Raw genomic sequence first — 22,922 nt, 5'->3', positions numbered from 1 at the left:
CTTAAAACCATCACTCATCTATAGACAAAGCTTTTGCCACGGATTGTTTCAGGGGCTCCAATCGCTTCATCAAGGCACTACGTCTACTATATGCCGATATGAAATCCTGGAAGGGCGGTACAAAGTCAGCCAAAACACCTTTCAGCTGATAAGCGTCATAAAGATCCTGCAATATTCTTTCAGCCTCACTATAACCGCTGGCATTACGCTTTTCTGCCCCAGCCACTATAGCTTGCCAATACCTATCCCGTGCCTCATAAACAGCCGTGAGATGCCACTCCCGGCGAATGCGTTCCTCTTCCTTACGCTTCGCTTCTGCGGCCAAATATTGTTGTCGCATTTCATCCTTGATCTGCTGACAATAAGGGGCAAGATCATCGGCACTTAACCAGTAGCGCCACTCCTTTTGAGCCTGAGTCTGATTGAGCACAGCCAAAGCCTGATGCCTGGATAACTGCCCCTGTTCAAACAAAGCGTATAACAGGCGATCTTTATCTTCTGTGGATAACTGCTCAAGTTGTTGCTGAGCCGATAATGCCCCAGAGCCAGAAGGCTGATGGGAGCCTGTTTCATTGAGCAGCTTGATTAACGCGTTAACTGACACCTCTGATAGTGAAAACAGATCGGCAAAAGCCTGCTGCCCTGCAGTTAATTGATTAAAATCGAAACGGATTCGAGGTAACTCGGATGGCTGGCTCTCTTGATCAAGCTGATTCAGCCAGCACAGATAGAGTAATCTGTAGTCACCATTGATCAACTCTTCTCTAAGGGTATGCAGATAGATAAAGAAAGCCTCTGCATCCTCGTCATCACGGTAATTATCATCACCTTCCAGACTCAGACGCAGCAGTTGGTATTTTTTGCTATTCCAAACAACGGCCTCATAACCATCATCAATAACCAGAAACTCTTTGGGCAGAGTGGATGGCGGTAACTTCAGCCAGATAGTAACGTCACCCCAATTGGCGTAATAGAAGCCGATATCAAAATAATCCTTCATTAACTTATCAGGGTCGGCTTTTAAGTCACTGTAGTTGTAATAAACCTGAAAAGCGTTTGCGCTGATACTGGCCCGGCTGGATATCTCCCTTAGCTTATTCTGCTGGGCAGATGACAGAGGGTTATCCAGGCTAACAAAACGATAATACTGATATTCACTCATAGGGGACTCTCGGGTACGGCAAGCCGTTGTAAGACATGATTAACATAATCAAACTGAATGCGTTCCTGCTCCAAGCGGAGTGCTTCCTGGTAGCGTTGATCCAATAAAGCCTGATACAGACTCTGTTCACGGTCTGTCAGACGATCCAATAGTTGGGGCTGGCTTTTATGTCGAGCCTTTTCATCCGTTCCCCAAAAAGTCTGATGAGCTAGCAGCGTGCCTTCATCCATCATCAGACTGTGCACCTGGGGCAGTTTGTGACGCAGCTGATTTAAAATAGCAAAACCATCAACATCGATATCCCCCCAGTAAAAAATCTGCATCTGAGCTAACCAGTTCACCTGATCAAAGGCACTAAAGCCATAACCTGCACCAAAAATCACTAAGGCGTTAGGATAGGCGGGGAAAGTCAGAAAATTGATCTCATTTTCCGTGATAAAGATATGCTGCAGTTGTTGGAAAAAGCCGGGCTGATGTTGCAGGGCATTAAAGTCAGCAGCGGTTAAAGTGATATCGCCGTTAATACCCGGAAGGATCGAGCTGTGCTGATCCAACAGTCGAAAACGGATCATCTCAGGTTTGCTCTGAAAGCCGTAACGTTCGGCAAAACGCTTACTGGAGGAGAGCGCTGTATTCACCTGAGTTTCGGGCAACACCAGGTCCAACAGTGTGGTCAGTATGCCTTTATGCTGTTCGATAAGCTTGGTGTCGATGCCGGGTAAGCTGACCTGACGCAGGTAGATCGCCGAATCCGGGTGCTGCTGTCGCCATAGGATAAAATCCAGTAGCTGAGGCCACACATCAGCGTAAGAGAGTGCTTTAATAGCATGCTGATAGAGCCAGGGCTCCAGCTCAGGCAACTGTGCTTGAGTCTGTCGATACTGACGGATAAAGCGTGCTTGGTTTTTCTGCTCGCCTAACAGCTTAATCGCCGTGTCGAGATCATCCAGCCACACCTCGCAGGGCAGGTTATGCTGCCCCATCACCCGGTGTTGAATAGTTTTATATTCCACCCGAAAGCCGGTCAGTTGTTTGATCTGAGCCAGCCAATCCCGCACCAGATCAAACTCCTCCACCAATGCCTGACTGCTTGGGGTTTTGAAGATGAGCCGTTTGGGAAACAGTTCACTGCTTGCGAGTGTTTCCTGTAATAAACACCCTTTATCCCAAAGCTTCTGTACCTGAATCAGTAGGCTTTGTTTATCGCCCCAGCGGGAGGCCTGTGATGTTTTCTTGCCCATGACTTATCTTAATGATACGTGTCTAGATATTTGAGTCAGCAAAATCAGCTTTTTCCTGCTGATAGGCTTCTATGGTTAAGTTGCGTACCCGAGACGCGCGCCCCGCTTCGTTATGGACAAAGCCCACGCTGGACACATGGGGTTCGATAATATGGATCTTCTGCAACGGTGTAACGATCAATAGCTGCAGATTAAGCTGTTCAAACAGTTTTAAGCCATAACGGGCGGATTCATCAGAACCACGGCCAAAGGCTTCATCAATCACCACAAAACGGAACGAGCGCGAACGCACCTCACCCCATTCCAGACCAAACTGATACGCCAGACTCGCCGCCAGAATGGTGTAGGCGAGCTTCTCTTTTTGACCACCGGACTTACCGCCGGAGTCGGAGTAATGTTCATGTTCGCTATGATCCTCACTCCAACGTTCCGAGGCGGCAAAGGTAAACCAACTGCGCACGTCGGTGACTTTATTGGTCCAGCGTTTGTCCTGTTCGGTTAAACCTTCCCGGCCCCGGAAACGCTCAATAATCTGTTTGACCTGCAGGAATTTAGCTTCTGAGTACTGTTCGTCCTGATCGCTATCGTAGACCCCACTTAAACAACTTTTTAGCTCAGTCTGGAAGTCACGAATATCCGCATCCTGGCTCGGTTGCGCCTCCAGCTTGATATACCGGCCGGGGTTGTAATCGATCTGAATCAGGGACTCGTTAATCTGAGCGATACGTTCCTTGATGGTTTCCCGTTCCCGGTGCAGTTGCGACTGGAAGTTAGCCACCTCACGGATGGTATTTTCATTCAGCAACGCTTTAAAACGGGCCTCAAAGCGTGGCAGATCATCCGCTTGCAGAGCATCCAGCATCTGACGGTAATCGTCCGCCGCTTCAACCGCTGCATCCACTTCCTGGGTATCCAGAGGATAGCGGTTGTTATAGTCGGTCATATTGCGCACGATACGCTCCTGCAGGCGGCTGCTTTTCCGATCTTTTTCGTCAATCCGCTCCTGCAACCAACGCCGCATCTCCTGCTGGCGCTTATCACAGCTTTCGACACTGACTTTCAGTTCCGGCAGCGCCTGTTGCTGCAATTCCGCCAAACGGGGATACAGTGGCTGACTCAGTTGTAACGTGTCATCGGTTAGCTGACTTTGGATATCCTGCACCAGCCATTGGCTGTCTTCTATCTTCTGTTCCGTTTTAGCCTGCTCGGATTTAGCACTGTCCAGCTTGTCCGCAGTTTCCTTCTGCTCCTGGGCTAACTGTTTCAGTCGATCGGTTAAGGTTTGCAGCAGATCGGAAGCGGATTCCAGCTGCTGTAACTCATCTTGCAGCTTACTCACTTCCTGAGCCAGAGGTTGCCAGTTCAGCTCCTGAAAGTCGCGATACTCTTCCAACCTGCTGATGGCATTCAGGGTTTGGTTTAGGGTTGTCTGCTGCTTTTTCAGGGCGCTAATAGCCAGAGCCAGTTCTGCCATGGCACTTTCCAGCTGACGCACCTGACTGGCGAGAGCATCGATTTTGTCTTTGTTGCTCCAGCCTAAAACAAAGCGGCTGCGATCATTAAGAGCAAAGCGGTCATCTTTTTCGTGACGCCCACCGGGGGATTTCAGCTGCCCTTGCCGGGTCATGGCGCGTTTTTCCCGGCGGAACTGCTCCTGATCGGCACAGCAGGCGATATCAAAACGGCGGGCCAGCTCTTGCTCCAGCCAGGCATAGAACTCCGAGTCGGGCTTAATGGCCAGCTTATGCACCAGAGAATCCGGGTGTAAGTTAGACATCTCCTGCTGACGCAGCTCCCGTACCCGGTAATAGACCAAACGCCCTTTCAGCTGGGTTTGATCCACCCATTGAGCCACCTGAGCGTAATACTGATCCGGTACCAGCAACGACAGACCAAAGTTACGCATCAGCCGCTGAATCGCCCCTTCCCAGGCTTTATCCTCTTCGCGCACCTGTAGCAGCTCTCCGATAAACGGCAGCTCAGTTTCGTCTAACTCCAGGGCCTGACACAGTTGCTGGCGGATTCTGATCTGGGGCTGCTCAATATTACTCTGCCGGGATTTCAGCTCTGACAGGGTTTGCTCTAACGCCTGGTGCTCCTCTTTACGGCGCAGGAAATCAAACTCACTTTCCCTGAGTCGATCACTCTGCTCCGCCTGTTGATCTTCCAGCGCTTGTTGTAGCTGTTGCACCGCTTGTTGCTGCTGAAGAAAATCATCAGGGTTATCCACCGCCACCATATCCAGAGGCGTTAACAGCTTCTGATAACGTTCCGCTTTATCGAAGCGCCGTTCACGCTCGACCTGCAACTGTTGGATCTCATGGCGCAGGCGTTCGATGCGGTCACCGCCATTATCAGCGATCTGCTGTTTTAGCTCCTGTTGCTGGAAGCTTTGCTGCTCACTCTCTTCACTCAACCGTTGCACACGGTTCTGCTGACGGATAAGTTCCTGTTGCAGCCTGCCCAGACGTTCATCCAGCAGCGCCAGTTTCTGTTCGGAGAAATAACTGGCCAGCGCCTCCCGACACTGGCGCAACTCCACTACCTGCTGATGATTCAACTGATGCTGATCACAATCTGCAATTAACGGCGTCAGGTATTCGATCTGTTGGCGGGCCTTTAAGACCGATTCATGGGCGCGGTTCAGATCATCAAAATGAGCAATCAACGCCTGTATACGGGGTTGAACCTGGAAAGGCTCCAGCATATGTCCCCGGACAAACTCCGTCAGATTGCCCACGGACTTCATGGATACGGTCTGGTGGAACAGATCCATCGCCTGATCATTTTCAATGCCAAAACGGCGGCGAAACCAAGCACCGTATTGGGGGAAATGCTCCATCACCTCACAACCGGACTTTCTCAGTCGTTTACGCAGATTACCGATATCACTGCCAAACTGAGCAAAATCCTCTTTAATGCTGAGCGTTTTTTCTGCGCCAACAAAAAAGCGATCCGGCTGCCCCTGTAGATCTTTCATCCAGAACACCTGGGCCAGGGTAACGGTTTGATCGTAACCTTCGTTATAGAAGACGCCCAGAATCACCGAATAGCTGTTTTGATCACGCAACGCCACCGGCTTGGATTTACCACTGGTATCGTTACGTTCAGATTTGTAATACCCCAACACATAGGAGCGCAGTGAGCGTTCTTTCTGCTCAGCACCTGCCGCCTTGTTATAAGCCACTTTATTGGCAGGCACCAGCAGAGTCGTGACCGCATCCACCAGTGTAGACTTACCCGAGCCGATATCACCGGTTAACAGACCGTTTTGGCCATCCAGATTTAACGACCAGACCTGATCACTGAAGGTGCCCCAGTTCAGCACTTCCAGACGCTTCAAACGAAAACCGCTCAGGCTGTTGCCATTGGTAAAATCAAAGGCGTTATTTTCGACCAGATCCTGTTGTGCTGACACCAGATATACTCTCTTAATTACTTTATGGGTTACTTACCGCAACACTTCTTGTATTTTTTACCGCTACCACAAGGACAGGGATCATTACGTCCAACCTTAGTCAGCTCCCTGACAAAAGGCACCTCTGGTTCAGGTGGTTCTGCGATGGATTGCATCAGCATATCCAACTTATCTAACGTCGCATCATCCTGATCAGAATCTTCAAAACCAGCTATAAACTGGTTATAACGTGGCTTAGGTGTTGAGCGCTTGGATCTAAGTCCCAAGTCTATTTCAACACCTTCCAAATCACCGCAGATATTCCAGTCAACACATCCCCGTTGATAAAATTGTCGAATATCATCAATTAATTCAACTGCTTTCAGGTCTAATAAGAAGGCAATAATATTGCCATTCAGCATATAGGCTTCATTGCAGGGTGACCCCATATATTGTTTAAAAATCAGTAGAATACGATTCCTGGTATCAGGATATTTTTCTGCAAGAGCCCTTAAGGCCTGCGCCGCCAAAACATGACAAGATTCATCCTCTAAATCAACGGGGCTTTGTAAGTAGTCGGCTAATGGCGCAATCGCTTCCGTGCCTATCAAGCAGAATACTTCCTGTATTTCGTCATAGGCATCATCGTTCTCAGTAAGCAGAGGCAGGCTCTGAATCAAGGGGGCAATGGCTTTTGGGGATTTTAACTGGCCCAGTACCCGCCAGATATGGTTAGGCAACCAAATCGTCGGATCGTCGTCATCAAAATCATATGTCACACTATCTTCCTGCAGCCTCTGCAGAAAGACGCTAGTTAAGGCTGGTAGGTCAGATTGATCAAACTGGAAGCGTTCCAGATAATCAGGCCAGGGCTGTATATTAAATGCAACGATAAACTCATCGCCTAACTGAGCTAATGCCTCAATCTTAGGATTACTAAACACTATTTTTTCTCCTGTAATTGCTGACGATACTGCTCTAACTTCTGGTCCAGTTCAGATAACCACTGGGCATCGACAAAGGCTTTAATAATGCGGCGCACTTCATAATCCATTTGTTTGCCGGTGCTGGTTTTCAGTTTGCGCAAAAAGCCCAGCTCCACCACTTTATTGATATGGCGATCCACTTGATCGACCAACTTGGCTTCGTTGCTGCTGTCGGGCATAAATAAGCGCATCAGATCCACAATCTCATCCCGGCTGAGCATTAAACGGGTTTCACCACCGCTGGCGTCAAGCTCCGCCAGTTTTTTCCTTAACAGAGCCAGTAACAGGCTGACAGGGAAAGAGAGCTGACGCCGGGTAATCAGCCTCGGAACCTCCTGACTGGCACTGGCGTCCATCTCTGTGTCATCCGCCTCTTCCCTGCGGCTGTGCAAAAAGGCATACCCTTCCGCCTCATCCAGTACCAGCTCCAACCCCAGTACCGCAACATAATCCCGTACCCGGTTTTGCAGTTTCAGCAGATCAGCCCAACGTTGCGGGGCTGCATCCTGATAGATAATGCCTTTTAACAGGGGAACCAAGAGCGCACTCAACTCCGCTTGAGTATCAGCCACCGGCTGTGAAGAGGGGGATATAGCTGAAGAATCGGTATTCATAGGACTATCGGTATCCATAAATGCTGTGTCATATACCAGACAAAACGTATTGTGCTACTCAGTGTTTCCAGGCTGTCGGTGATTGAACAAGCCCAGGGCTCGTCGAACCGGTTTAGCACTAAAAAGGTTTGCTATCAAATGGTTATCAGCCAATCAGCGTCCGCGCAGATAAAGCACTCTGGGCATGCGCACCTGACGCTGTTCGCCGTCCAGCTGCCAGGTGATGCTATCTTCGATCTCTTCATCGATCAGGATAGTAAAACGCTCACTGGATTGCCCCTCTTCGCCCAGTTCTAAATAGGCCAATAGCTCCGCCAGCCCCTGACTGAGTGGCCGGGACAAGCACAGGGCCTGCAAAGAAACCTGGGATTCCTGCTGCAGGGATTGGCGGATATGTTGTGCGATAGCGGCTTTATCCACAATGGTCTGTGCAAACAGCGCTCTGGAGTCCAGGCTTTCATCACCGTCATCCAGCTTAATATTGTCGATCACAGGCTTAACAGGCGGTTGATACAGTGGCCTTTCCATCGGCAACTCAATACTGGCCGAGGTATCATCCAGCGACATAAAATCCTGTCCGGCACTGCTGAACAGAGACTCCCGCAGTTTCAGGGTTTTGCCTTCGATACCGTGCAGAATATCCATGATACGCCGGTTCTCCAGCCAGGCCTGATCATCGAGAAAGCGGCGTAACTGTTGCGACAGCTGTGCGACGGTGCGCTGGGTATACTCCCCCGCTTCCAGCCAATCGTAATGGATTCTGCGGATACGCTTATCGGGCCTGAGTTCATCAATAGCAGGCAACTCCAAAACCTTGGCCAGATGCTCACCAAACTCCTCCTGCCGTTGTGGCGACATCAGAAAGTCCCAAAACGCACGAAAACTCGCCCCCTGATCAGAATCCGCAATAGCATCCCGCTCGCCCATAATTTCCACTAATAGCTGACCTTTATTGCCCTCCCAGGTGGCAATACGCTCACGCACCCTGCGGTCCAGCTGACGAAAGTTTTGCTCCACCTCACGAAAATCAAACAGCAGTTCCCGCGCCTGTTGATTAAACTGCATAAAACGATCCTTAATCGCCGTATCATCCAGCAGAGTCACATTGCCCATCGACACCTGAGCAATCTCGGCATCAATGGCATCACGGCGCTTTTTCAGTTCCTGCAAGCGCACTTCTGGATCTTCATCGCTACCCTCACTCAGCTGGCGTAACAGATCAAACAGCATCAATAAGCGGGATTCCGTACCGACAAAGCTTTTTTGACTCAGGGTTTCCAACCAGGCAATGGCTTTTTCGGTCGCAGGCGTGAGGTCAAATTGCGGCTCATCCGTACCTTGACGATAGAACTTGCGCAGCCAACCTTTCTCTGTGGCCGACCAGTCGTTGAGGTACTCTAAGGCACTTTTGGGGAGTTTATCATCACCAAGCAGATCCCTGAGGTGAAACAGCTCATCTTCCAGGGTTTCTACCAGATCGGACTGCGGCAAGATCCTGGCGTTTTTGGCAATAAACACCTTCTGGAAAAAGCTGATCATTAAGGGGGCGTGAGGGCTGGTTAATAAACGCCAGGCGGGATTATGCTGACGCAGATATTCCAGGGTTTGATAATCAAGGGACATAATCAGGATCTATGATAGCAACAGTCGGTGGCTATCATATCATCTTGATAATAAACACGATGTGTTTTGTTAATATGCTCGTCGAAATATCCTAACACAGCAGCCAACTGAACTGCGCTGGAACAGAATAAGAGTTTTGGTTTAACCCAGTACCACCCAAGCTTGGCCATGGCTGGTTGTCAGAAAATCTTTTTCATTGGCATAAACATCAATGCTGAACAGTTCAAAGTTCTCGGTAACCGCAAGGTACTGCTCTTGCTGACCATTGAGTTCAATCGCTGTTTCCAGCTCATACACCTTGTAATCTCTGCCAGTAAAGGCCACTTGTTCGATCAGATGCTTCTGGCCTTTGTAGGAAAGGAAGGGAACCGCTTCACGACGGCTGACTAGATTCTGATCTTCCAGAAATTGGCTGTATGCAATACTCATAATCTTGCTCTCTCAGTTGGCTATGGTTCAAATATAGCGCCGTAAGAGCAAATAAAATATTACCGACCATTACAGTCGCTACAACATATCTGGAACGGTTATTACAACACGATAGGGGTTATTGAGTTGTAATGATCAAATAATGAGCCCAACTATTCACCTTTCTGTATGGCTTTTAGCTTGTTCTGCTCGGCGCGGATATTGACCAGATTACCGCTCAACATGAGTAGGGCTCCGGCCAGAACAAACCAATCCACACTTTCTTGATAGAACAGATAACCCACCACCATAATCAGCGGTAAACGCAGGAAATCCATAGGAACGACCACGGTGGCATCCGCCAGTTTAAAGGCGCGGGTCATACAGTAATGAGCGCTGAGCGCGGTGGTACCCACCAGAATGATCATCGGCATCATCTCCAGGCTGGGGCTTTTCCAATCCATTAATGCAGGCACCATACCTAACGGCATCTGCATCAGGGTCATATAGAACAAAATACACAGGGGTGTTTCTGTGCTGGTCAGGGATTTGGTTTGGATATAGGTCAGGGCGTAACCTACAGCTCCCGCCAGTACCGCTAAGGCCGCCGGTTCTAATACGCCAGCACCGGGACGTAGAATCAGCAGTAAGCCAAAGATGCCCAGCACCAGCGCGGTAATGCGGGCCTTAGTCAATCGTTCTCCTAACAGAAAGAAGGCAAACAAGGCGGTCCAAACCGGGGTGGTAAATTCGATGGCGATCACTTCCGCCAGAGAGATAAAAGCCAAACCGTAAAACCAACCATATTGACCGCCAAAGTGGGCCAGGTTACGTACCAGATGGGATTTCAGGCGCTGGGTTTTCAGCTGGGCAAAACCGCTGCGACTGACCAGAGCACCAATAATCAAGACACCGATGACACTGCGGAAAAACAGGATCTGAAAGGTGGTGTATTCCGCCGATAGCTCTCGCCCGGCCACGGCCATGGTGGCGAAGGAAACCAGCGCTCCCAACATCCAGAAGGCGGCTAATAAAGCGGGAGGTTGAGACTGAAGCATGAGACACTCCTGTGCATGCGGGCGATTTAAAGCGCTTACTCTACCCAATTCTGCGATTAAGTGCGCTATCACAGCGTTCATCGGTGCTTTTATACGCTAAATCCTGGGCAAAATTCGCCTCAGGCTATAATTGTCGATAAAATTGGAGCCAATTAACCGCTTATTTCAGGATCAGGATCTGAACCATGTCTCAGGGTACGTTATATATTCTTTCTGCACCGTCCGGTGCCGGTAAATCCAGTCTGGTGTCGGCACTGCTGGAAAAAACCGATGCCATCAAGGTGTCTGTATCTCATACCACCCGCGCGGCCCGCCCCGGTGAAGAAGACGGTGTGAACTACAACTTTGTCTCTGTTGATGATTTTAAAGCGCTGATTGCGCAGGATGCGTTTCTGGAGCACGCCGAGGTATTTGGCAACTTCTACGGCACGTCTCGTCTATGGCTGGAAGAGCAGCTATCACAAGGTATTGATATTATTCTGGAAATTGATTGGCAGGGTGCCCGTCAGGTGCGTGACCTGATGCCGGAAGCCGTGGGTATCTTTATTCTGCCGCCATCTCGTGCAGCCCTGCAGCAACGTCTGGATAATCGCGGTCAGGATTCTGCCGAGATTATTGCCGGTCGTATGGCAGAAGCAGTCAGCGAAATGTCACATTTTGATGAGTATGATTATGTCATTATCAACGATAAATTTGATCAGGCTCTGATAGAGTTGCGCTCGGTGATCATCGCACAGCGTCAAAAGCTGGCCAATCAGCAGGCCAGACATGGAAAACTTCTGGCTGATCTCTTGTCAGAGAATCACTGAATTCAGTAAACTGCACGATTCTCTGCTGGTTTGTAATTTATCTGGGGATACTAAATGGCTCGCGTTACTGTAGAAGATTGTCTGGAAAACGTAGAAAACCGCTTTGAACTGGTGATGGTCGCCAGTAAGCGTGCACATCAACTGAGCACGGGTGGTAAGGACCCTCTGCTGGCTTGGGAAAACGATAAGCCAACGGTTATGGCACTGCGTGAAATCGCTGAAGGCCATATCACAGGTAGACTGCTGAAAGACTCGAATGCGATCGGTCGTGAAAACCAAGGCGGATACGAAGAGGAGTAATTCGCCTATGTCGACACTGTTTAACTCATGGTCTGATTCCACTCACCATGCTGAAAGGAGTAAGTAAAGCGTGTCGACGATTGAAGATCTGGTCGATCGCCTGCGTGGCTATCTGAAACCTGAAGAGATTCAGCAGGTACGCCGGGCGTACTATTTCGCCGAGCAGGCCCACGACGGCCAACGCCGCCGCAGTGGTGAGCACTATGTGACTCACCCACTGGCGGTCGCCACTATTTTGGCGAATATGCACATGGATGCCGAGAGCTTAATGGCAGCCATGTTGCATGATGTGATTGAAGATACTCCGGTCAGCAAGGAAGCCCTGGCCAAACAGTTTGGTGAAACCGTGGCCGACCTGGTCGACGGTGTATCCAAACTGACACAGATTCATTTCGAAGACAAAGCCCTCGCCCAGGCGGAAAACTTCCAGAAAATGGCCCTGGCCATGGCGAAGGATATCCGTGTGATTCTGGTGAAGCTGGCCGACCGCCTGCACAATATGCGCACCCTGGGTGCCCTGCGCCCGGATAAAAAGCGCCGCATCGCCCGTGAAACCCTGGATATCTACTCCCCGATTGCCAGTCGTTTAGGTCTGAATACCATACGCACTGAGCTGGAAGAGCTGGGTTTTGAAGGCATGCACCCCATGCGCCACGAGCGCCTGAAACGTGCTGTACAAAGTGTTAAAGGCAACCGTCGCCAGGTGATTCGTGAAATTCAGACCGCACTGCAGGACTGTCTCGATACAGACGAACTGCACGGTAAGGTAATTGGACGGGAAAAACACCTGCTCAGCCTGTACCGCAAGATGAAGGAGCGCCGTAAATCCTTCTCTGAAATTATGGACGTGTACGGTTTCCGTATTATCACCGATAAGGTCGATACCTGTTACCGCATCTTAGGTGCCATTCATAACCTGTATAAGCCGGTTCCCGGTCGCTTCAAAGACTATATTGCGATTCCCAAAGCCAACGGCTACCAGTCTCTGCATACCTCTTTGATCGGTATGAACGGTATTCCTATCGAGGTACAGATCCGTACCCGTGAGATGGAAGCGATGGCCAATAATGGTATTGCTGCCCACTGGGTCTACAAATCCGAACAGAAAGAAGCCGCTCAGGGAATGACCGGCGCCAGCCATGCCCGCGCCCGTCAGTGGGTGAAGGGCCTGCTGGAGATGCAGCAAAGAGCCGGTAACTCCCTGGAGTTTATCGAACATGTGAAGATGGACCTGTTCCCGGATGAGGTCTATGTCTTCACACCAAAAGGCGACATCATGGAGCTGCCATCAGGCGCGACTGCCGTCGACTTTGCTTATGCCGTACATACCGATGTGGGCAACTCCTGTGTTGCTGCGCGTATCAACCGCCGCCTGTCACCGCTGAGCGCCCACCTGGAAAGCGGTCAGTCCGTTGAAATTATTACCTCGCCCAGCGCCCGGCCCAATCTGGCCTGGATGAGCTTTGTTGCCACGGCAAAAGCCCGTAGTGCCATCCGCCACTATTTGAAAAATCAGCAGCGTGAAGAGTCCGTCTCCTTGGGTAAACGCCTGCTGAATAAAGCCCTGGATGCCTTCAACAAGCAGTTTGACAGTATTGATAAGCATCAGATACGGGAGCTGTTGAAAGAGTTCCAGTACGAAAGCGAACACGATCTGCTGGAAGATATCGGCCTGGGTAACCGCATGGCATTTGGTGTTGCCCGTGCCTTAATCGGCCATGAGGAAAGCGCAGCACATGCAGAACAAAGCGCGTCCACCAGCAAACTGGCGATCAGTGGCACCGAAGGCATGGTCACCTCTTACGCCCGCTGTTGTCACCCCATTCCTGGTGATCCGGTTGTCGGCCATATCAGCAGCGGTCGCGGTATCGTTATCCATATGGAAAACTGCCGCAATATCGCCAATATCCGTGATGACAGTAACCGCTGTATCCCGATGGACTGGACAGATAGCGTCACCGGAGATTTCACCGTTGTACTGCGTGTCGAGGCAGAGCATGAAAAAGGCTTTATTGCGTCACTGGCCGCGTTGATTACCGAGGCCGACGGCAGTATTGAAAAGATCACGACAGAAGAGAAAGATGCCCGTATCAGCCTGGTCAATATCGAGCTGGGCATCACTAACCGTGTGCATCTTGCGAAAGTGATGCGCCGGATTAAAACCCTTAATAATGTAAACCGTATTGTTCGGGCCCGACGCTAACGTCAAAGCAAAAATAATCGTCTTAGCGCACTGTAATGGCCCCAATAATAGGTAGGAGAGCAACATGAGCAATAAAGCTGTTATTCATACGGATAAAGCACCCGCTGCAATTGGTACTTACTCACAAGCCGTTAAAGCCGGTAACACCGTTTACCTGTCTGGCCAGATCCCTCTGATTCCAGAAACCATGGAACTGGTTGAAGGAGGCTTTGAAGCCCAGGCAGATCAGGTGTTTAAAAATATCTCTGCAGTGGTAGAAGCGTCAGGTGCTGAGCTGTCTGATATTGTGAAGCTGAACATCTACCTGACAGATCTGTCCAACTTTCCAATCATCAACGAAGTGATGAGCCGTTACTTCCAGCAGCCATACCCGGCCCGCGCTGCGGTGGGTATCAGCGAACTGCCGAAAGGCTCTCTGGTTGAGATCGAAGGTGTGGTGGTGCTGTCTTAAGACTGCTCTCTCATTTCACACCTGGTCCAACGGATCAAAAAAGGCACCGATTAAAGGTGCCTTTTTTATTGCCCTTGCATCACATCAACACAAAGGCTTCTGGGGTAGGCTACGCCAGACCTATAACGGTTATTGCAGGCTACAGGCTGTGTTTAAACTGACCGATCGCATCCACCACCTGCCGTGCACCATCCTGAATCTCATTCACCACCTGGCCTGCTTCATTGGACAGCTCCAGTGCCTTATTGACCTTTAGCAGACTCTGCTCGATCAGTTGCACCGCCTTCTCCGTCAGCTGTTTGTTTTCCGCTACCACATTGATAATCTGCTCGGTAGCCGAACTGGTTCTGGAAGCCAACAGACGAACTTCATCAGCAACCACTGCAAATCCCCGCCCCTGCTCACCGGCCCAGGCCGCTTCAATGGCCGCGTTTAATGCCAGCAGATTGGTCTGATCAGCAATACCACGAATACTTTCGACCAGATCAGAAACCTTCATCGATTGCGTATCCAACGCAAAGACCCCCTTACTGGCGGCCTGCATCTGCTCTGACAGTTCATTCATGGTCTGAATGGTAGAACCCAGCACCTGCATCCCAGTGGTCGCCTCAGCATCGGTTTTTTGGGAAATCTCATACGCGATATCTGAAGTGTTTGAAATCGCCTCTTCCCGGTTCATCTGCTCGGTGATCACGGTGGCAAACTTCACGACCTTGTATAGCTTACCCGTGTCATCATGAATGGGGTTATAGCTTGCTTCCAGCCAGATCGCATCTCCTGAGCGATCAAAACGCTTAAAGCGACCTGATACGAATTCACCAGACGCCAGACGTTGCCAGAAGTCACGATATTGCTGGGATTGCACTTCCTGCGGATCACAGAACATACGGTGATGCTGCCCAACAATCTGACTCAGGCTATAACCCGTGCCTTTCTGGAAGTTATCGTTGGCATTGAGGATGACCCCTTCCAGACTAAACTCGATGACAGCAGAGGAGCGATTTAACGCAGCCATCATATCCTGCTGCTCACGGGACTGAGTGATCGTACGCGTCAACTCGGCGCAATAGACCATCAGTGTCTCATGCTCCTGCTCAACAGACTTCATGCGCTGAATAATAATACGATACCAGGCCTCTTTACCGGCCTTGGTCACCAATTGCAGCGCACCATGCCAGTGACGACCGGCCTTTATCGCATCAAACATCTTCTGACAATGGGCTTTATTCAGAGACTGAGTATCGACAAAATCCCGTAAACGACGCCCGACCAGCTCATGATCACGATAACCGGATGATTGCAGAAAGCGCTCATTGGCGCTCAGAAACTGACCGCTCTTATCAAGGGAAAAGCACAGCATCTCTTCCTGAAGATCCTGCTGAACCTCTCTGAATACGGCCAGCTCTTCTTTCAGAGCCTTGATTTTTGCCTGAAGTTTTTGATTAGGAAACAGCATCTTGTATTCCTGTTGTATAATTTTTCGTTTATCGGATCGGGTGGGGGCCGTCTGTTAAACGGACACTTGTGCCGTGGATCAACAAGGTCAATCTCAAGTCAGATCAATACACAGGAAAGAGTTTTCAGAAGAATAAAACAGTAAACCTAACCCGGCTCTTCTGCTTGAACAGGTCTTCCATACCTATCTATTCACAACAAAGGACTGAATATCTGCAGCAACAAGTCGCTTGATTAGCGAGGGATGATTATAGCCTAAAGAAGGGGGGCACAAGGGGAAGGGCAGACAACAATAAATTAGTCATCTGCCCCTTAGTGCTCAATTAAGGCCCCATGAAATGCTGGGGATATTGCGGCTAATCATAGATTTTAGCGCGGGCTCTCTCTTCTGCAATCTCTTGTTTCACCCGTTTCAGCGCCTCGATATAACCCTCTTTATAACTGGGGTAGATAAAGGTGTAACCGGTATCCAGCAGACGCTTATTGACGCAACGCTTACTGGAAGCACGACGGCGGGTAGGGGCCTCAACCGTTTCGGTTGCTTCCACCTGCAGAATATCCGCCATCCAGCTCATCACTTCATAAATGGGCTCAGATGCCTGATCCGTGGCCAGATACACCTCGTCCAAAATATGCCCCTCCAGAGCATACTGAATCAGGTGATTTAATACACCGGCGCAATCGTCACTGTGGATACGATTGGAGTACATCACCGGAATTTCCGGTGCCATACGTCCCTGACGTACCTGACGGATCAACATATCCCGGCCCGGACCATAGATACCGGAGAAACGCACAGCCGTCGTTGGCAGCTTGCTTTTTTGCAGGCGTTGCTCGGCCTGTAGCATGACACGACCGGCAAAACCCGAGGGTTTTGGTTCTGTACTTTCGTCAACCTCTTCCCCTTCACCCTGACCATAGACACTGGTGCTGGACACAAACAGAATGTGCTTGGGTGCCTGTTTGGTATTTTTCAGCCAGGTGAGCATATTGGCCACGCCTTCGGCGTACGCAGCCTGATACGCGGCCTCATCAAAACCACCGGCAGCGACAGAGTAAACAATAAAGTCCGGTTTCAGCGTCAATGATTGCCAGGATTCTGCATCAGCCACATCCAACACCACAGGCTTAATACCGTCAGGGAGCTCACCCACATTACGCCGGGCACCGTAAACCGTATGCCCTTTTGCCAACAATCCCTGAGCGGTTCGGCTGCCGATATCACCACAGCCGACAATTAAAATCTCCTGAGCCTCCATCTTTCCTCTCTCCCCGGTAATCTCTATTATCTAAAATCACTGTATACTTATTCAGATCGAAAAATGCACAATTGAATCAGCACGTTGATTGGACTGACACCCTCAATATGTTGAATATCAATTAACCACAACGGACACGCAAAAGCTACGGATACTTTATGCCAGCACTGACCTCGGATCGTTTACAAAAACCGGTGACAGAACTGAAAGGCGTCGGCGCAGCACTGGCCGAAAAACTGGCCAAATTACGTATCTTTACCATTGAAGATCTGCTCTTTCATCTGCCTTTACGTTACCAGGACCGTACCCGGGTCACCCCTATGGGCGCGGCCCGTCGCGGCGATGAAGTAGTGCTTGTCGGTCAGGTGGCCTTATCCGACGTGGTAAAAGGCAAGCGCCGGGCACTGATTGTGCGCCTGCAAGATGGCACCGGCAGCATCACACTACGCTTTTTTCACTTTAATGCCGCTCAGCAAAAGCAGTTTAAAAAAGGCACTCTGGTGCGCTGCTATGGCGAGGCACGCCCCGGAGCCAGTGGTCTGGAGCTGTATCACCCGGAATACAAACTGGTCAGTGCCGAGCAACCACCGGAACTGGATGATCATCTAACACCTATCTACCCGCTCACAGAGGGCCTGACACAGAACCGTCTGCGTCAGTTAATCAATCTGGCACTGGCTGAGCTGAAAAGAACCGAGGTTGTGGACTGGCTGCCTCAAAGCCTGTTTCCTAATCTGCCCTCGTTAAAACAGTCCCTTGAACTGCTACACGAGCCGCCACCTGAAGCCGAGGTAGAACAGCTGCTGGAATATAAACACCCCAGTCAGCACCGCTTGATTATCGAAGAACTACTGGCACAACAACTCAGCCTGTTAAAACTGCGCCAGCAGCATAAACATCATCAGGCACCCGTGATGGATAACGGCCAGCATCTGTGTGAACAACCGCTTGCTCAACTGCCTTTCCCGCTCACCGGAGCACAAAACAGGGTGGTGCACGAGATCCATCAGGATATGACCACAAACAGCCCTATGCTGCGTCTGGTTCAGGGCGATGTGGGTGCCGGTAAAACCCTGGTTGCCGCCATGACCGCCCTGAAAGCGATCGGTTCAGGTTATCAGGTCGCCGTCATGGCACCGACAGAAATTCTGGCCGAGCAGCACTTCAATAACTTCCGACAGTGGTTAGAACCGATGGGGCTGGAGGTTGCCTGGCTGGCCGGTAAGGTGAAGGGCAAAGCCCGTCAGCAGCAGCTGGATAAGATTGCCGAAGGCGCTCCTCTGGTGGTGGGAACCCACGCGCTGTTCCAGGAACAGGTGCAATTCCAGAAACTCGGACTGATTATTGTTGATGAACAACACCGCTTTGGTGTGCATCAGCGCCTGAGCCTACGGGAAAAAGGCCGTCAGGGGGATACCTATCCCCATCAGTTGATCATGACCGCGACTCCAATACCCAGAACCCTGGCCATGAGTGCCTATGCGGACCTGGATACCTCAATTATTGATGAACTGCCGCCCGGTCGTACACCCATTGAAACCATCGCCCTGGCGGACAGTCGCCGTGAGCAGGTGGTTGCCCGTATCGCCGCCGCCTGTCGCGAAGGTAAACAGGCCTACTGGGTGTGTACCCTGATCGAGGATTCCGAAGCCCTGCAGTGTCAGGCGGCAGAAACCACCTTTGCCGAACTGCAGGAACAGTTACAAGGACTGAATATCGGTCTTGTCCATGGTCGCATGAAACCTCAGGAAAAAGCCGAGATCATGGCGCGCTTTAAAGCCAATGAGCTGCAACTGTTAGTCGCCACCACAGTCATTGAAGTGGGTGTCGATGTACCCAACGCCACCCTGATGGTGATCGAAAACCCGGAGCGTCTGGGCCTGTCGCAATTGCACCAGCTGCGTGGGCGCGTGGGCCGGGGTAGCCAGCAAAGCTATTGCGTGCTGATGTATCACACACCTCTGTCCTATAATGGTAAAGCCAGAATAGCGGTCATGCGCGACACTCAGGACGGTTTTAAGATCGCCGAAAAGGATCTGGAGCTGCGCGGTCCCGGTGAAGTGCTGGGAACACGTCAAACCGGTCTGGCTCAGATGAAGATTGCCGATCTGGCGAGGGATCAGTACCTGCTGGATACTGTTAATCAGGCCGCTAAACAGCTACTGCAACAGCACCCGGATCATATCGAGCCCATCGTACAACGCTGGTTAAGTGGCGCGGAACAGTACGCTCAGGTGTAGTCAGATTGCGCTAGTATTTTTCGTAAAAAACATTGATAAGCAGCTGAATAGCAAAAAAAATTTACATTTTCAGGAAAAATCTAAAAAATACATCTTCCAAAAACCGGCCAGCTGTCAAACAATCACACTGAGTCAGGTATACTTTGCTGTAGTTTTTTGTTCGGAGATCACCATGTCGACCCAGGGAATCATCACCATATTAGCGGATTGCATCCAACAGGCCGTCAAGCCAGAAGCTTTCCCTGCCCCCCCTGAAAAGTCGCCTGGTGCCCCGCAACCGTGCTACTGCCAAGCAGCTGGTTCGCTCCACTATCCTGGAAGATAATGATGGAGTGCGTCGTGTGTTTGCTTTTCCGGCCCACTGTCTGCTGGATATGAAACAGTATGAAGGTCAACGTGCTATCTCTCCTGATGCGAAACAGGCACTGTTAAAACGTAAAAAGATTCGTTCGGTGCCTGCCTTGCCGGATATTCTGGATTATGATCTGGTCGTCGATGAACGCTGCTTTGATAACGACTTCCTTTATACCGAATCCGGCGACCCTCAGTGGCTACTGGAGTTCAGTAAAGAGGAGTTCAGTGAACTGATCGAACAGGACAGTGTATCCCGTGCTCAATTCAGTATTCCTCTGGTTTCTATCCGTCCTAATATGACGGCAGTGGATCAGGATGAGTTGGAGATTCGCTCTGCGATTGAAACCATTACCTCCAGGCGTATTCGTACCCGCCTGTCTGAGAATATCGAGATTCCACCGCTGCCCTTAAGCGCTCATAGCATTATTGAATTGCGTAATAAGGAGCACCCGGATTCCGATGAGTTGGCACATATTGTGGAATCTGATCCCAGCCTGGCCTCCCAGGTGATTAGCTGGGCTAACTCCCCTTACTACGGTCTGCCTGGGCAGATTCGCTCCATCGAAGATGCTGTAATCCGGGTATTAGGTTTTGACCTGACCATGAATCTGTCATTGGGACTGTCTTTGGGTAAAAACCTGAAAATGCCCAGCGATGGCGTGTTTGGTTATAACACCTACTGGCGCGAAGCGGTACTTAAAGCTCTGCTGATGGAAAAGCTGGTTAAGAAGATTCCAGCAGATAAACGCCCCTTTGCCGGTTTGTGTTATCTGTCCGGTCTGGTGCATAACTTCGGTTATCTGGTGATTGCAGAAGTATTTCCACCTTACTTCTCACTCTATTGCCGCTACCAGGAAGCCAACCCGCATGTACCTGCACTGTATATCGAGCGTTTTCTGTTTGGCATCACCCGTGAGCAGATCGCCAGCTTCCTGTTCCACTCCTGGGGTATACCGGAAGAAGTATGCAGTGCGGTAAGGCACCTGCACAATGCGTCTTATGAAGGTCTCCATCACAACTACGCCAACCTGCTGTTTATGGTCAACCAGTTGGTACAATCGGATGGCGAACTCAGGGTTGGAAAACTGCCTGAGCCTCTGCTGGAGCGCCTGGGGCTGGATCGCGCAACAATTCAGGAAGCGGTAGAAAATATCTCTGACTTTAATGAAGAACTGGGTAGCCTGGCGATTATGCTGGAGAAGGCAAGCAAGGGTTAAGCCTGGCCAATGCGACAGAGAACATAAAACAGGTACAGGGATAAAAAAACAGCATCGCAAAGTGAAGATATAAAAAGTGAAGATATAAAAAAAGCCGGATCAGCCGGCTTTTTTTATATCCATCAAGGCCTTAGCCCTGAAGAATTGAAACCGCAAGATCAGTTATCCACGGCATCTTTCAGTTTTTTACCCACTTTAAAACCAACCGTTTTGCTCGCAGGAATCTCCATCGGCTCGCCGGTTTGTGGGTTTTTACCCATACGCGCGCTTCTCTCACGCACAGAGAAGGTACCAAAACCGATCAGAGAAACAGAATCACCTTTTGCTACTGCACCTGTAATCTCATCAAGGACAGCATTCAGTACATCATTCGCTTTATCTTTGGACAACTCCGCTTTTGCCGCGATAGCTGCTGCCAGGTCTGGCTTACGCATGCGCTTTCCTCTTTATTATTTCTTTATTTGGATCCGTGTAATCGCAGGTTATTTAAGCAGCCCGCACCTACGGATGCAAAGGTTTTTTCAGCTCTGTGTTAGAATCTTAAGCCTTATTTTTCAAGTATTTCAGAGGTAGGATTTGAATCGCCACACTTTGGTTTCCAGGCAAGCGGTACAACGAACGTCATGGGACCGGCTACGCTGGTTTTCACCTAACAGCCCGGGAACCCAGCAACCCGACACCCAATGGCACGATTGGCTGATGAATCCTTCATCCCTGACACGTCGTTTACAGCAGGCCAGTCATAATCGCTTTCGGGTAGAGCAACTGAGCCAACAGGTGGTGAAACCGGCCCTGAATGAAGCCTCTCTGCTGAAAATGCACAGCCAGCAATATGCTCTTGTGCGCCAGGTACTGCTTTACGGCGGTGATCAGCCCTGGATCTTTGCCCGTACAGTGGTCCCATTCACCACTCTGAATGCCGGTAACCGACATCTACTCAAACTGGGTAATCGCTCTTTAGGCAGTGTTCTGTTTAAATATCCCCATATTCGACGCGCCCCTATTGAGATCTGTCATGCTGACCCCGGTAACGGTTTTTTTACCGACTTTGTCTGGGGACGCCGTTCGATTTTTGAAATCCACCAATCTCCCTTGCTGGTAACTGAGCTGTTTTTAGATAATTTTTGCCAATCCCAGCAGTTGAAACCACTAGCCAAGTAATGCCCATGAGCCAGAACACCTTTGCACTCGGAAAACAGATTCCTCATTACCTGAAACTGATGCGGGTGGACCGACCTATAGGCACCTATTTGTTACTGTGGCCAACATTGTGGGCACTTTGGGTTGCCGCAGAGGGTATACCGGACTGGCCTGTGCTGGTGATTTTTGTCTTGGGTGTCTATGTCATGCGGGCTGCAGGTTGCGTGATTAATGACTTTGCCGATCGCAAAATTGATGGTCATGTTGAACGCACCAAATCCCGACCGTTAGCTACAGGTGATGTCTCAGCCAAAGAAGCGATCTACCTGTTTCTGTTTCTCTGCCTGGTCGCTTTTGGCCTGGTGTTAATGACCAACACACTGACGATTATGCTCTCGGTGGGCGGCGTGATTCTGGCAGCCATGTACCCCTTTATGAAGCGTTACACTCACTTACCACAGGTGGTACTGGGTGCCGCTTTCTCCTGGGCCATTCCTATGGCCTATGCCGCCCAAACAAACACCGTGCCTGTGGAAGCCTGGCTGCTATTCTGTGCCAATCTGCTGTGGACGGTGGCTTATGATACTCAATACGCCATGGTCGATCGTAACGATGACCTGAAGATCGGTGTCAAATCCACTGCCATTCTGTTTGGCGAGCTGGATCGGCATATTATTTTATTATTGCAGGCACTGGCCGTAGTGGCTCTGATCATCGTGGCGGGCAAAAAATCCTTGGGCCTGCTCTTCTTTATCGGGCTGGCTATTGCCGTTGGATTATTCATCTATCAGGCCCGTTTAACCTGGCAGAGAGAGCGGGAAGCCTGCTTTAAAGCTTTCCTGAATAACCACTGGGCCGGGCTGATTATTCTTATCGGAATCATTGCGCACTATACTGTAGAGAATGGTTTAATCACGTCTGGCTAATGCGAAGTCAAGATATCCTAAGCCCTGTGTCATCTTATTGTCATATTTACTCGCTGTAATGTATGCATTATTTATGACA

Annotated in this window: 18 protein-coding genes and 1 pseudogene; 8 read left to right on the top strand and 11 right to left on the bottom strand. The window is 50.2% G+C overall.

Features of this window, described 5'->3' with window-relative positions:
• Positions 1-10: 10 nt before the first annotated feature.
• From H579_RS0103525 to H579_RS0103490, 8 genes and pseudogenes are all read right to left on the bottom strand, one after another.
• Positions 11-1,162: a hypothetical protein gene (locus H579_RS0103525; protein ID WP_028299534.1), complete on the bottom strand. Its 1,152-nt coding sequence runs from the start codon at positions 1,160-1,162 to the stop codon at positions 11-13.
• Complete coding sequence (locus H579_RS0103520; protein ID WP_051227276.1) at positions 1,159-2,403, bottom strand: Wadjet anti-phage system protein JetD domain-containing protein; 1,245 nt, start codon at positions 2,401-2,403, stop codon at positions 1,159-1,161. The genes H579_RS0103525 and H579_RS0103520 overlap by 4 nt, the downstream gene beginning before the upstream one ends.
• 22 nt (positions 2,404-2,425) lie before the next feature.
• Positions 2,426-5,821: an ATP-binding protein gene (locus H579_RS0103515; protein WP_245583202.1), complete on the bottom strand. Its 3,396-nt coding sequence runs from the start codon at positions 5,819-5,821 to the stop codon at positions 2,426-2,428.
• Between the two features lie 29 nt (positions 5,822-5,850).
• Positions 5,851-5,940: pseudogene (locus tag H579_RS30035) on the bottom strand (SEC-C metal-binding domain-containing protein); the annotation flags it as partial.
• A gap of 803 nt (positions 5,941-6,743) precedes the next feature.
• The gene (locus H579_RS0103505; protein ID WP_245583201.1) at positions 6,744-7,418 is read right to left on the bottom strand and encodes a DUF4194 domain-containing protein; all 675 of its coding nucleotides are present in this window, start codon (positions 7,416-7,418) and stop codon (positions 6,744-6,746) included.
• A gap of 135 nt (positions 7,419-7,553) precedes the next feature.
• Positions 7,554-9,023, bottom strand: a complete 1,470-nt coding sequence (locus H579_RS0103500; protein WP_028299530.1) for a DUF3375 domain-containing protein — start codon at positions 9,021-9,023, stop codon at positions 7,554-7,556.
• A 141-nt stretch (positions 9,024-9,164) separates the two neighbouring features.
• Positions 9,165-9,452 (bottom strand): hypothetical protein, encoded by a 288-nt coding sequence (locus tag H579_RS0103495; RefSeq protein WP_028299529.1) that lies wholly within the window; start codon positions 9,450-9,452, stop codon positions 9,165-9,167.
• Between the two features lie 152 nt (positions 9,453-9,604).
• A complete protein-coding gene (locus H579_RS0103490) occupies positions 9,605-10,489 on the bottom strand; it encodes a DMT family transporter (RefSeq protein ID WP_028299528.1) in 885 nt (294 codons plus the stop codon).
• Between the two features lie 185 nt (positions 10,490-10,674).
• On the opposite strand from H579_RS0103490, the gene gmk reads away from it, so the two are divergent.
• The 4 genes from gmk (at position 10,675) to H579_RS0103470 (ending at position 14,252) form a co-directional block, all read left to right on the top strand.
• On the top strand, positions 10,675-11,298 hold the full coding sequence (gmk, locus tag H579_RS0103485; RefSeq protein ID WP_028299527.1) for a guanylate kinase: 624 nt from the start codon (positions 10,675-10,677) through the stop codon (positions 11,296-11,298).
• Positions 11,299-11,352: 54 nt separating this feature from the next.
• On the top strand, positions 11,353-11,598 hold the full coding sequence (gene rpoZ, locus H579_RS0103480) for a DNA-directed RNA polymerase subunit omega (protein ID WP_028299526.1): 246 nt from the start codon (positions 11,353-11,355) through the stop codon (positions 11,596-11,598).
• 70 nt (positions 11,599-11,668) lie between these two features.
• The gene (gene spoT, locus H579_RS0103475) at positions 11,669-13,801 is read left to right on the top strand and encodes a bifunctional GTP diphosphokinase/guanosine-3',5'-bis pyrophosphate 3'-pyrophosphohydrolase (protein WP_028299525.1); all 2,133 of its coding nucleotides are present in this window, start codon (positions 11,669-11,671) and stop codon (positions 13,799-13,801) included.
• 64 nt (positions 13,802-13,865) lie between these two features.
• Positions 13,866-14,252: a RidA family protein gene (locus tag H579_RS0103470; RefSeq protein WP_028299524.1), complete on the top strand. Its 387-nt coding sequence runs from the start codon at positions 13,866-13,868 to the stop codon at positions 14,250-14,252.
• Positions 14,253-14,391: 139 nt separating this feature from the next.
• On the opposite strand, the gene H579_RS0103465 is transcribed toward H579_RS0103470, so the two are convergent.
• Positions 14,392-15,708 (bottom strand): methyl-accepting chemotaxis protein, encoded by a 1,317-nt coding sequence (locus H579_RS0103465; protein ID WP_028299523.1) that lies wholly within the window; start codon positions 15,706-15,708, stop codon positions 14,392-14,394.
• A gap of 355 nt (positions 15,709-16,063) precedes the next feature.
• Positions 16,064-16,966 (bottom strand): NAD-dependent epimerase/dehydratase family protein, encoded by a 903-nt coding sequence (locus H579_RS0103460; RefSeq protein ID WP_028299522.1) that lies wholly within the window; start codon positions 16,964-16,966, stop codon positions 16,064-16,066.
• A 158-nt stretch (positions 16,967-17,124) separates the two neighbouring features.
• Between H579_RS0103460 and recG the strand changes: the two genes are divergently transcribed.
• Positions 17,125-19,206, top strand: coding sequence for an ATP-dependent DNA helicase RecG (gene recG / locus H579_RS0103455; protein ID WP_028299521.1), 2,082 nt, complete (start codon positions 17,125-17,127; stop codon positions 19,204-19,206).
• A gap of 266 nt (positions 19,207-19,472) precedes the next feature.
• Entirely contained in the window at positions 19,473-20,777 is a 1,305-nt protein-coding gene (locus H579_RS24070; protein ID WP_051227275.1) for an HDOD domain-containing protein, read from the top strand.
• Between the two features lie 158 nt (positions 20,778-20,935).
• Here H579_RS24070 and H579_RS0103445 read toward each other — a convergent pair whose 3' ends face one another.
• Positions 20,936-21,211, bottom strand: a complete 276-nt coding sequence (locus H579_RS0103445; RefSeq protein WP_028299520.1) for an HU family DNA-binding protein — start codon at positions 21,209-21,211, stop codon at positions 20,936-20,938.
• 142 nt (positions 21,212-21,353) lie between these two features.
• Between H579_RS0103445 and H579_RS24065 the strand changes: the two genes are divergently transcribed.
• Together H579_RS24065 and ubiA are read left to right on the top strand one after the other, a co-directional pair.
• A complete protein-coding gene (locus H579_RS24065; RefSeq protein ID WP_157834547.1) occupies positions 21,354-21,938 on the top strand; it encodes a chorismate--pyruvate lyase family protein in 585 nt (194 codons plus the stop codon).
• Positions 21,938-22,843 (top strand): 4-hydroxybenzoate octaprenyltransferase, encoded by a 906-nt coding sequence (gene ubiA, locus H579_RS0103435; protein WP_051227273.1) that lies wholly within the window; start codon positions 21,938-21,940, stop codon positions 22,841-22,843. Before H579_RS24065 ends, ubiA begins: the two co-directional genes overlap by 1 nt.
• Positions 22,844-22,922 lie beyond the last annotated feature (79 nt).

Source organism: Oceanospirillum beijerinckii DSM 7166 (assembly GCF_000422425.1).
In the GTDB taxonomy this organism is placed as follows: Bacteria; Pseudomonadota; Gammaproteobacteria; order Pseudomonadales; family Halomonadaceae; genus Oceanospirillum; species Oceanospirillum beijerinckii.
This window is presented reverse-complemented; position numbering and strand designations above follow the sequence as displayed.

What these genes read in the sequence shown, in the direction of transcription:
- H579_RS0103460 (WP_028299522.1), bottom strand. Translation starts at nt 16,966, where the DNA reads ATGGAGGCTCAGGAGATTTTAATTGTCGGCTGTGGTGATATCGGCAGC.
- H579_RS0103520 (WP_051227276.1), bottom strand. Translation starts at nt 2,403, where the DNA reads ATGGGCAAGAAAACATCACAGGCCTCCCGCTGGGGCGATAAACAAAGC.
- H579_RS0103445 (WP_028299520.1), bottom strand. Translation starts at nt 21,211, where the DNA reads ATGCGTAAGCCAGACCTGGCAGCAGCTATCGCGGCAAAAGCGGAGTTG.
- H579_RS0103505 (WP_245583201.1), bottom strand. Translation starts at nt 7,418, where the DNA reads ATGGATACCGATAGTCCTATGAATACCGATTCTTCAGCTATATCCCCC.
- ubiA (WP_051227273.1), top strand. Translation starts at nt 21,938, where the DNA reads ATGCCCATGAGCCAGAACACCTTTGCACTCGGAAAACAGATTCCTCAT.
- gmk (WP_028299527.1), top strand. Translation starts at nt 10,675, where the DNA reads ATGTCTCAGGGTACGTTATATATTCTTTCTGCACCGTCCGGTGCCGGT.
- H579_RS0103465 (WP_028299523.1), bottom strand. Translation starts at nt 15,708, where the DNA reads ATGCTGTTTCCTAATCAAAAACTTCAGGCAAAAATCAAGGCTCTGAAA.
- H579_RS0103490 (WP_028299528.1), bottom strand. Translation starts at nt 10,489, where the DNA reads ATGCTTCAGTCTCAACCTCCCGCTTTATTAGCCGCCTTCTGGATGTTG.
- recG (WP_028299521.1), top strand. Translation starts at nt 17,125, where the DNA reads ATGCCAGCACTGACCTCGGATCGTTTACAAAAACCGGTGACAGAACTG.
- rpoZ (WP_028299526.1), top strand. Translation starts at nt 11,353, where the DNA reads ATGGCTCGCGTTACTGTAGAAGATTGTCTGGAAAACGTAGAAAACCGC.
- H579_RS0103495 (WP_028299529.1), bottom strand. Translation starts at nt 9,452, where the DNA reads ATGAGTATTGCATACAGCCAATTTCTGGAAGATCAGAATCTAGTCAGC.
- H579_RS0103525 (WP_028299534.1), bottom strand. Translation starts at nt 1,162, where the DNA reads ATGAGTGAATATCAGTATTATCGTTTTGTTAGCCTGGATAACCCTCTG.
- H579_RS0103470 (WP_028299524.1), top strand. Translation starts at nt 13,866, where the DNA reads ATGAGCAATAAAGCTGTTATTCATACGGATAAAGCACCCGCTGCAATT.
- H579_RS0103500 (WP_028299530.1), bottom strand. Translation starts at nt 9,023, where the DNA reads ATGTCCCTTGATTATCAAACCCTGGAATATCTGCGTCAGCATAATCCC.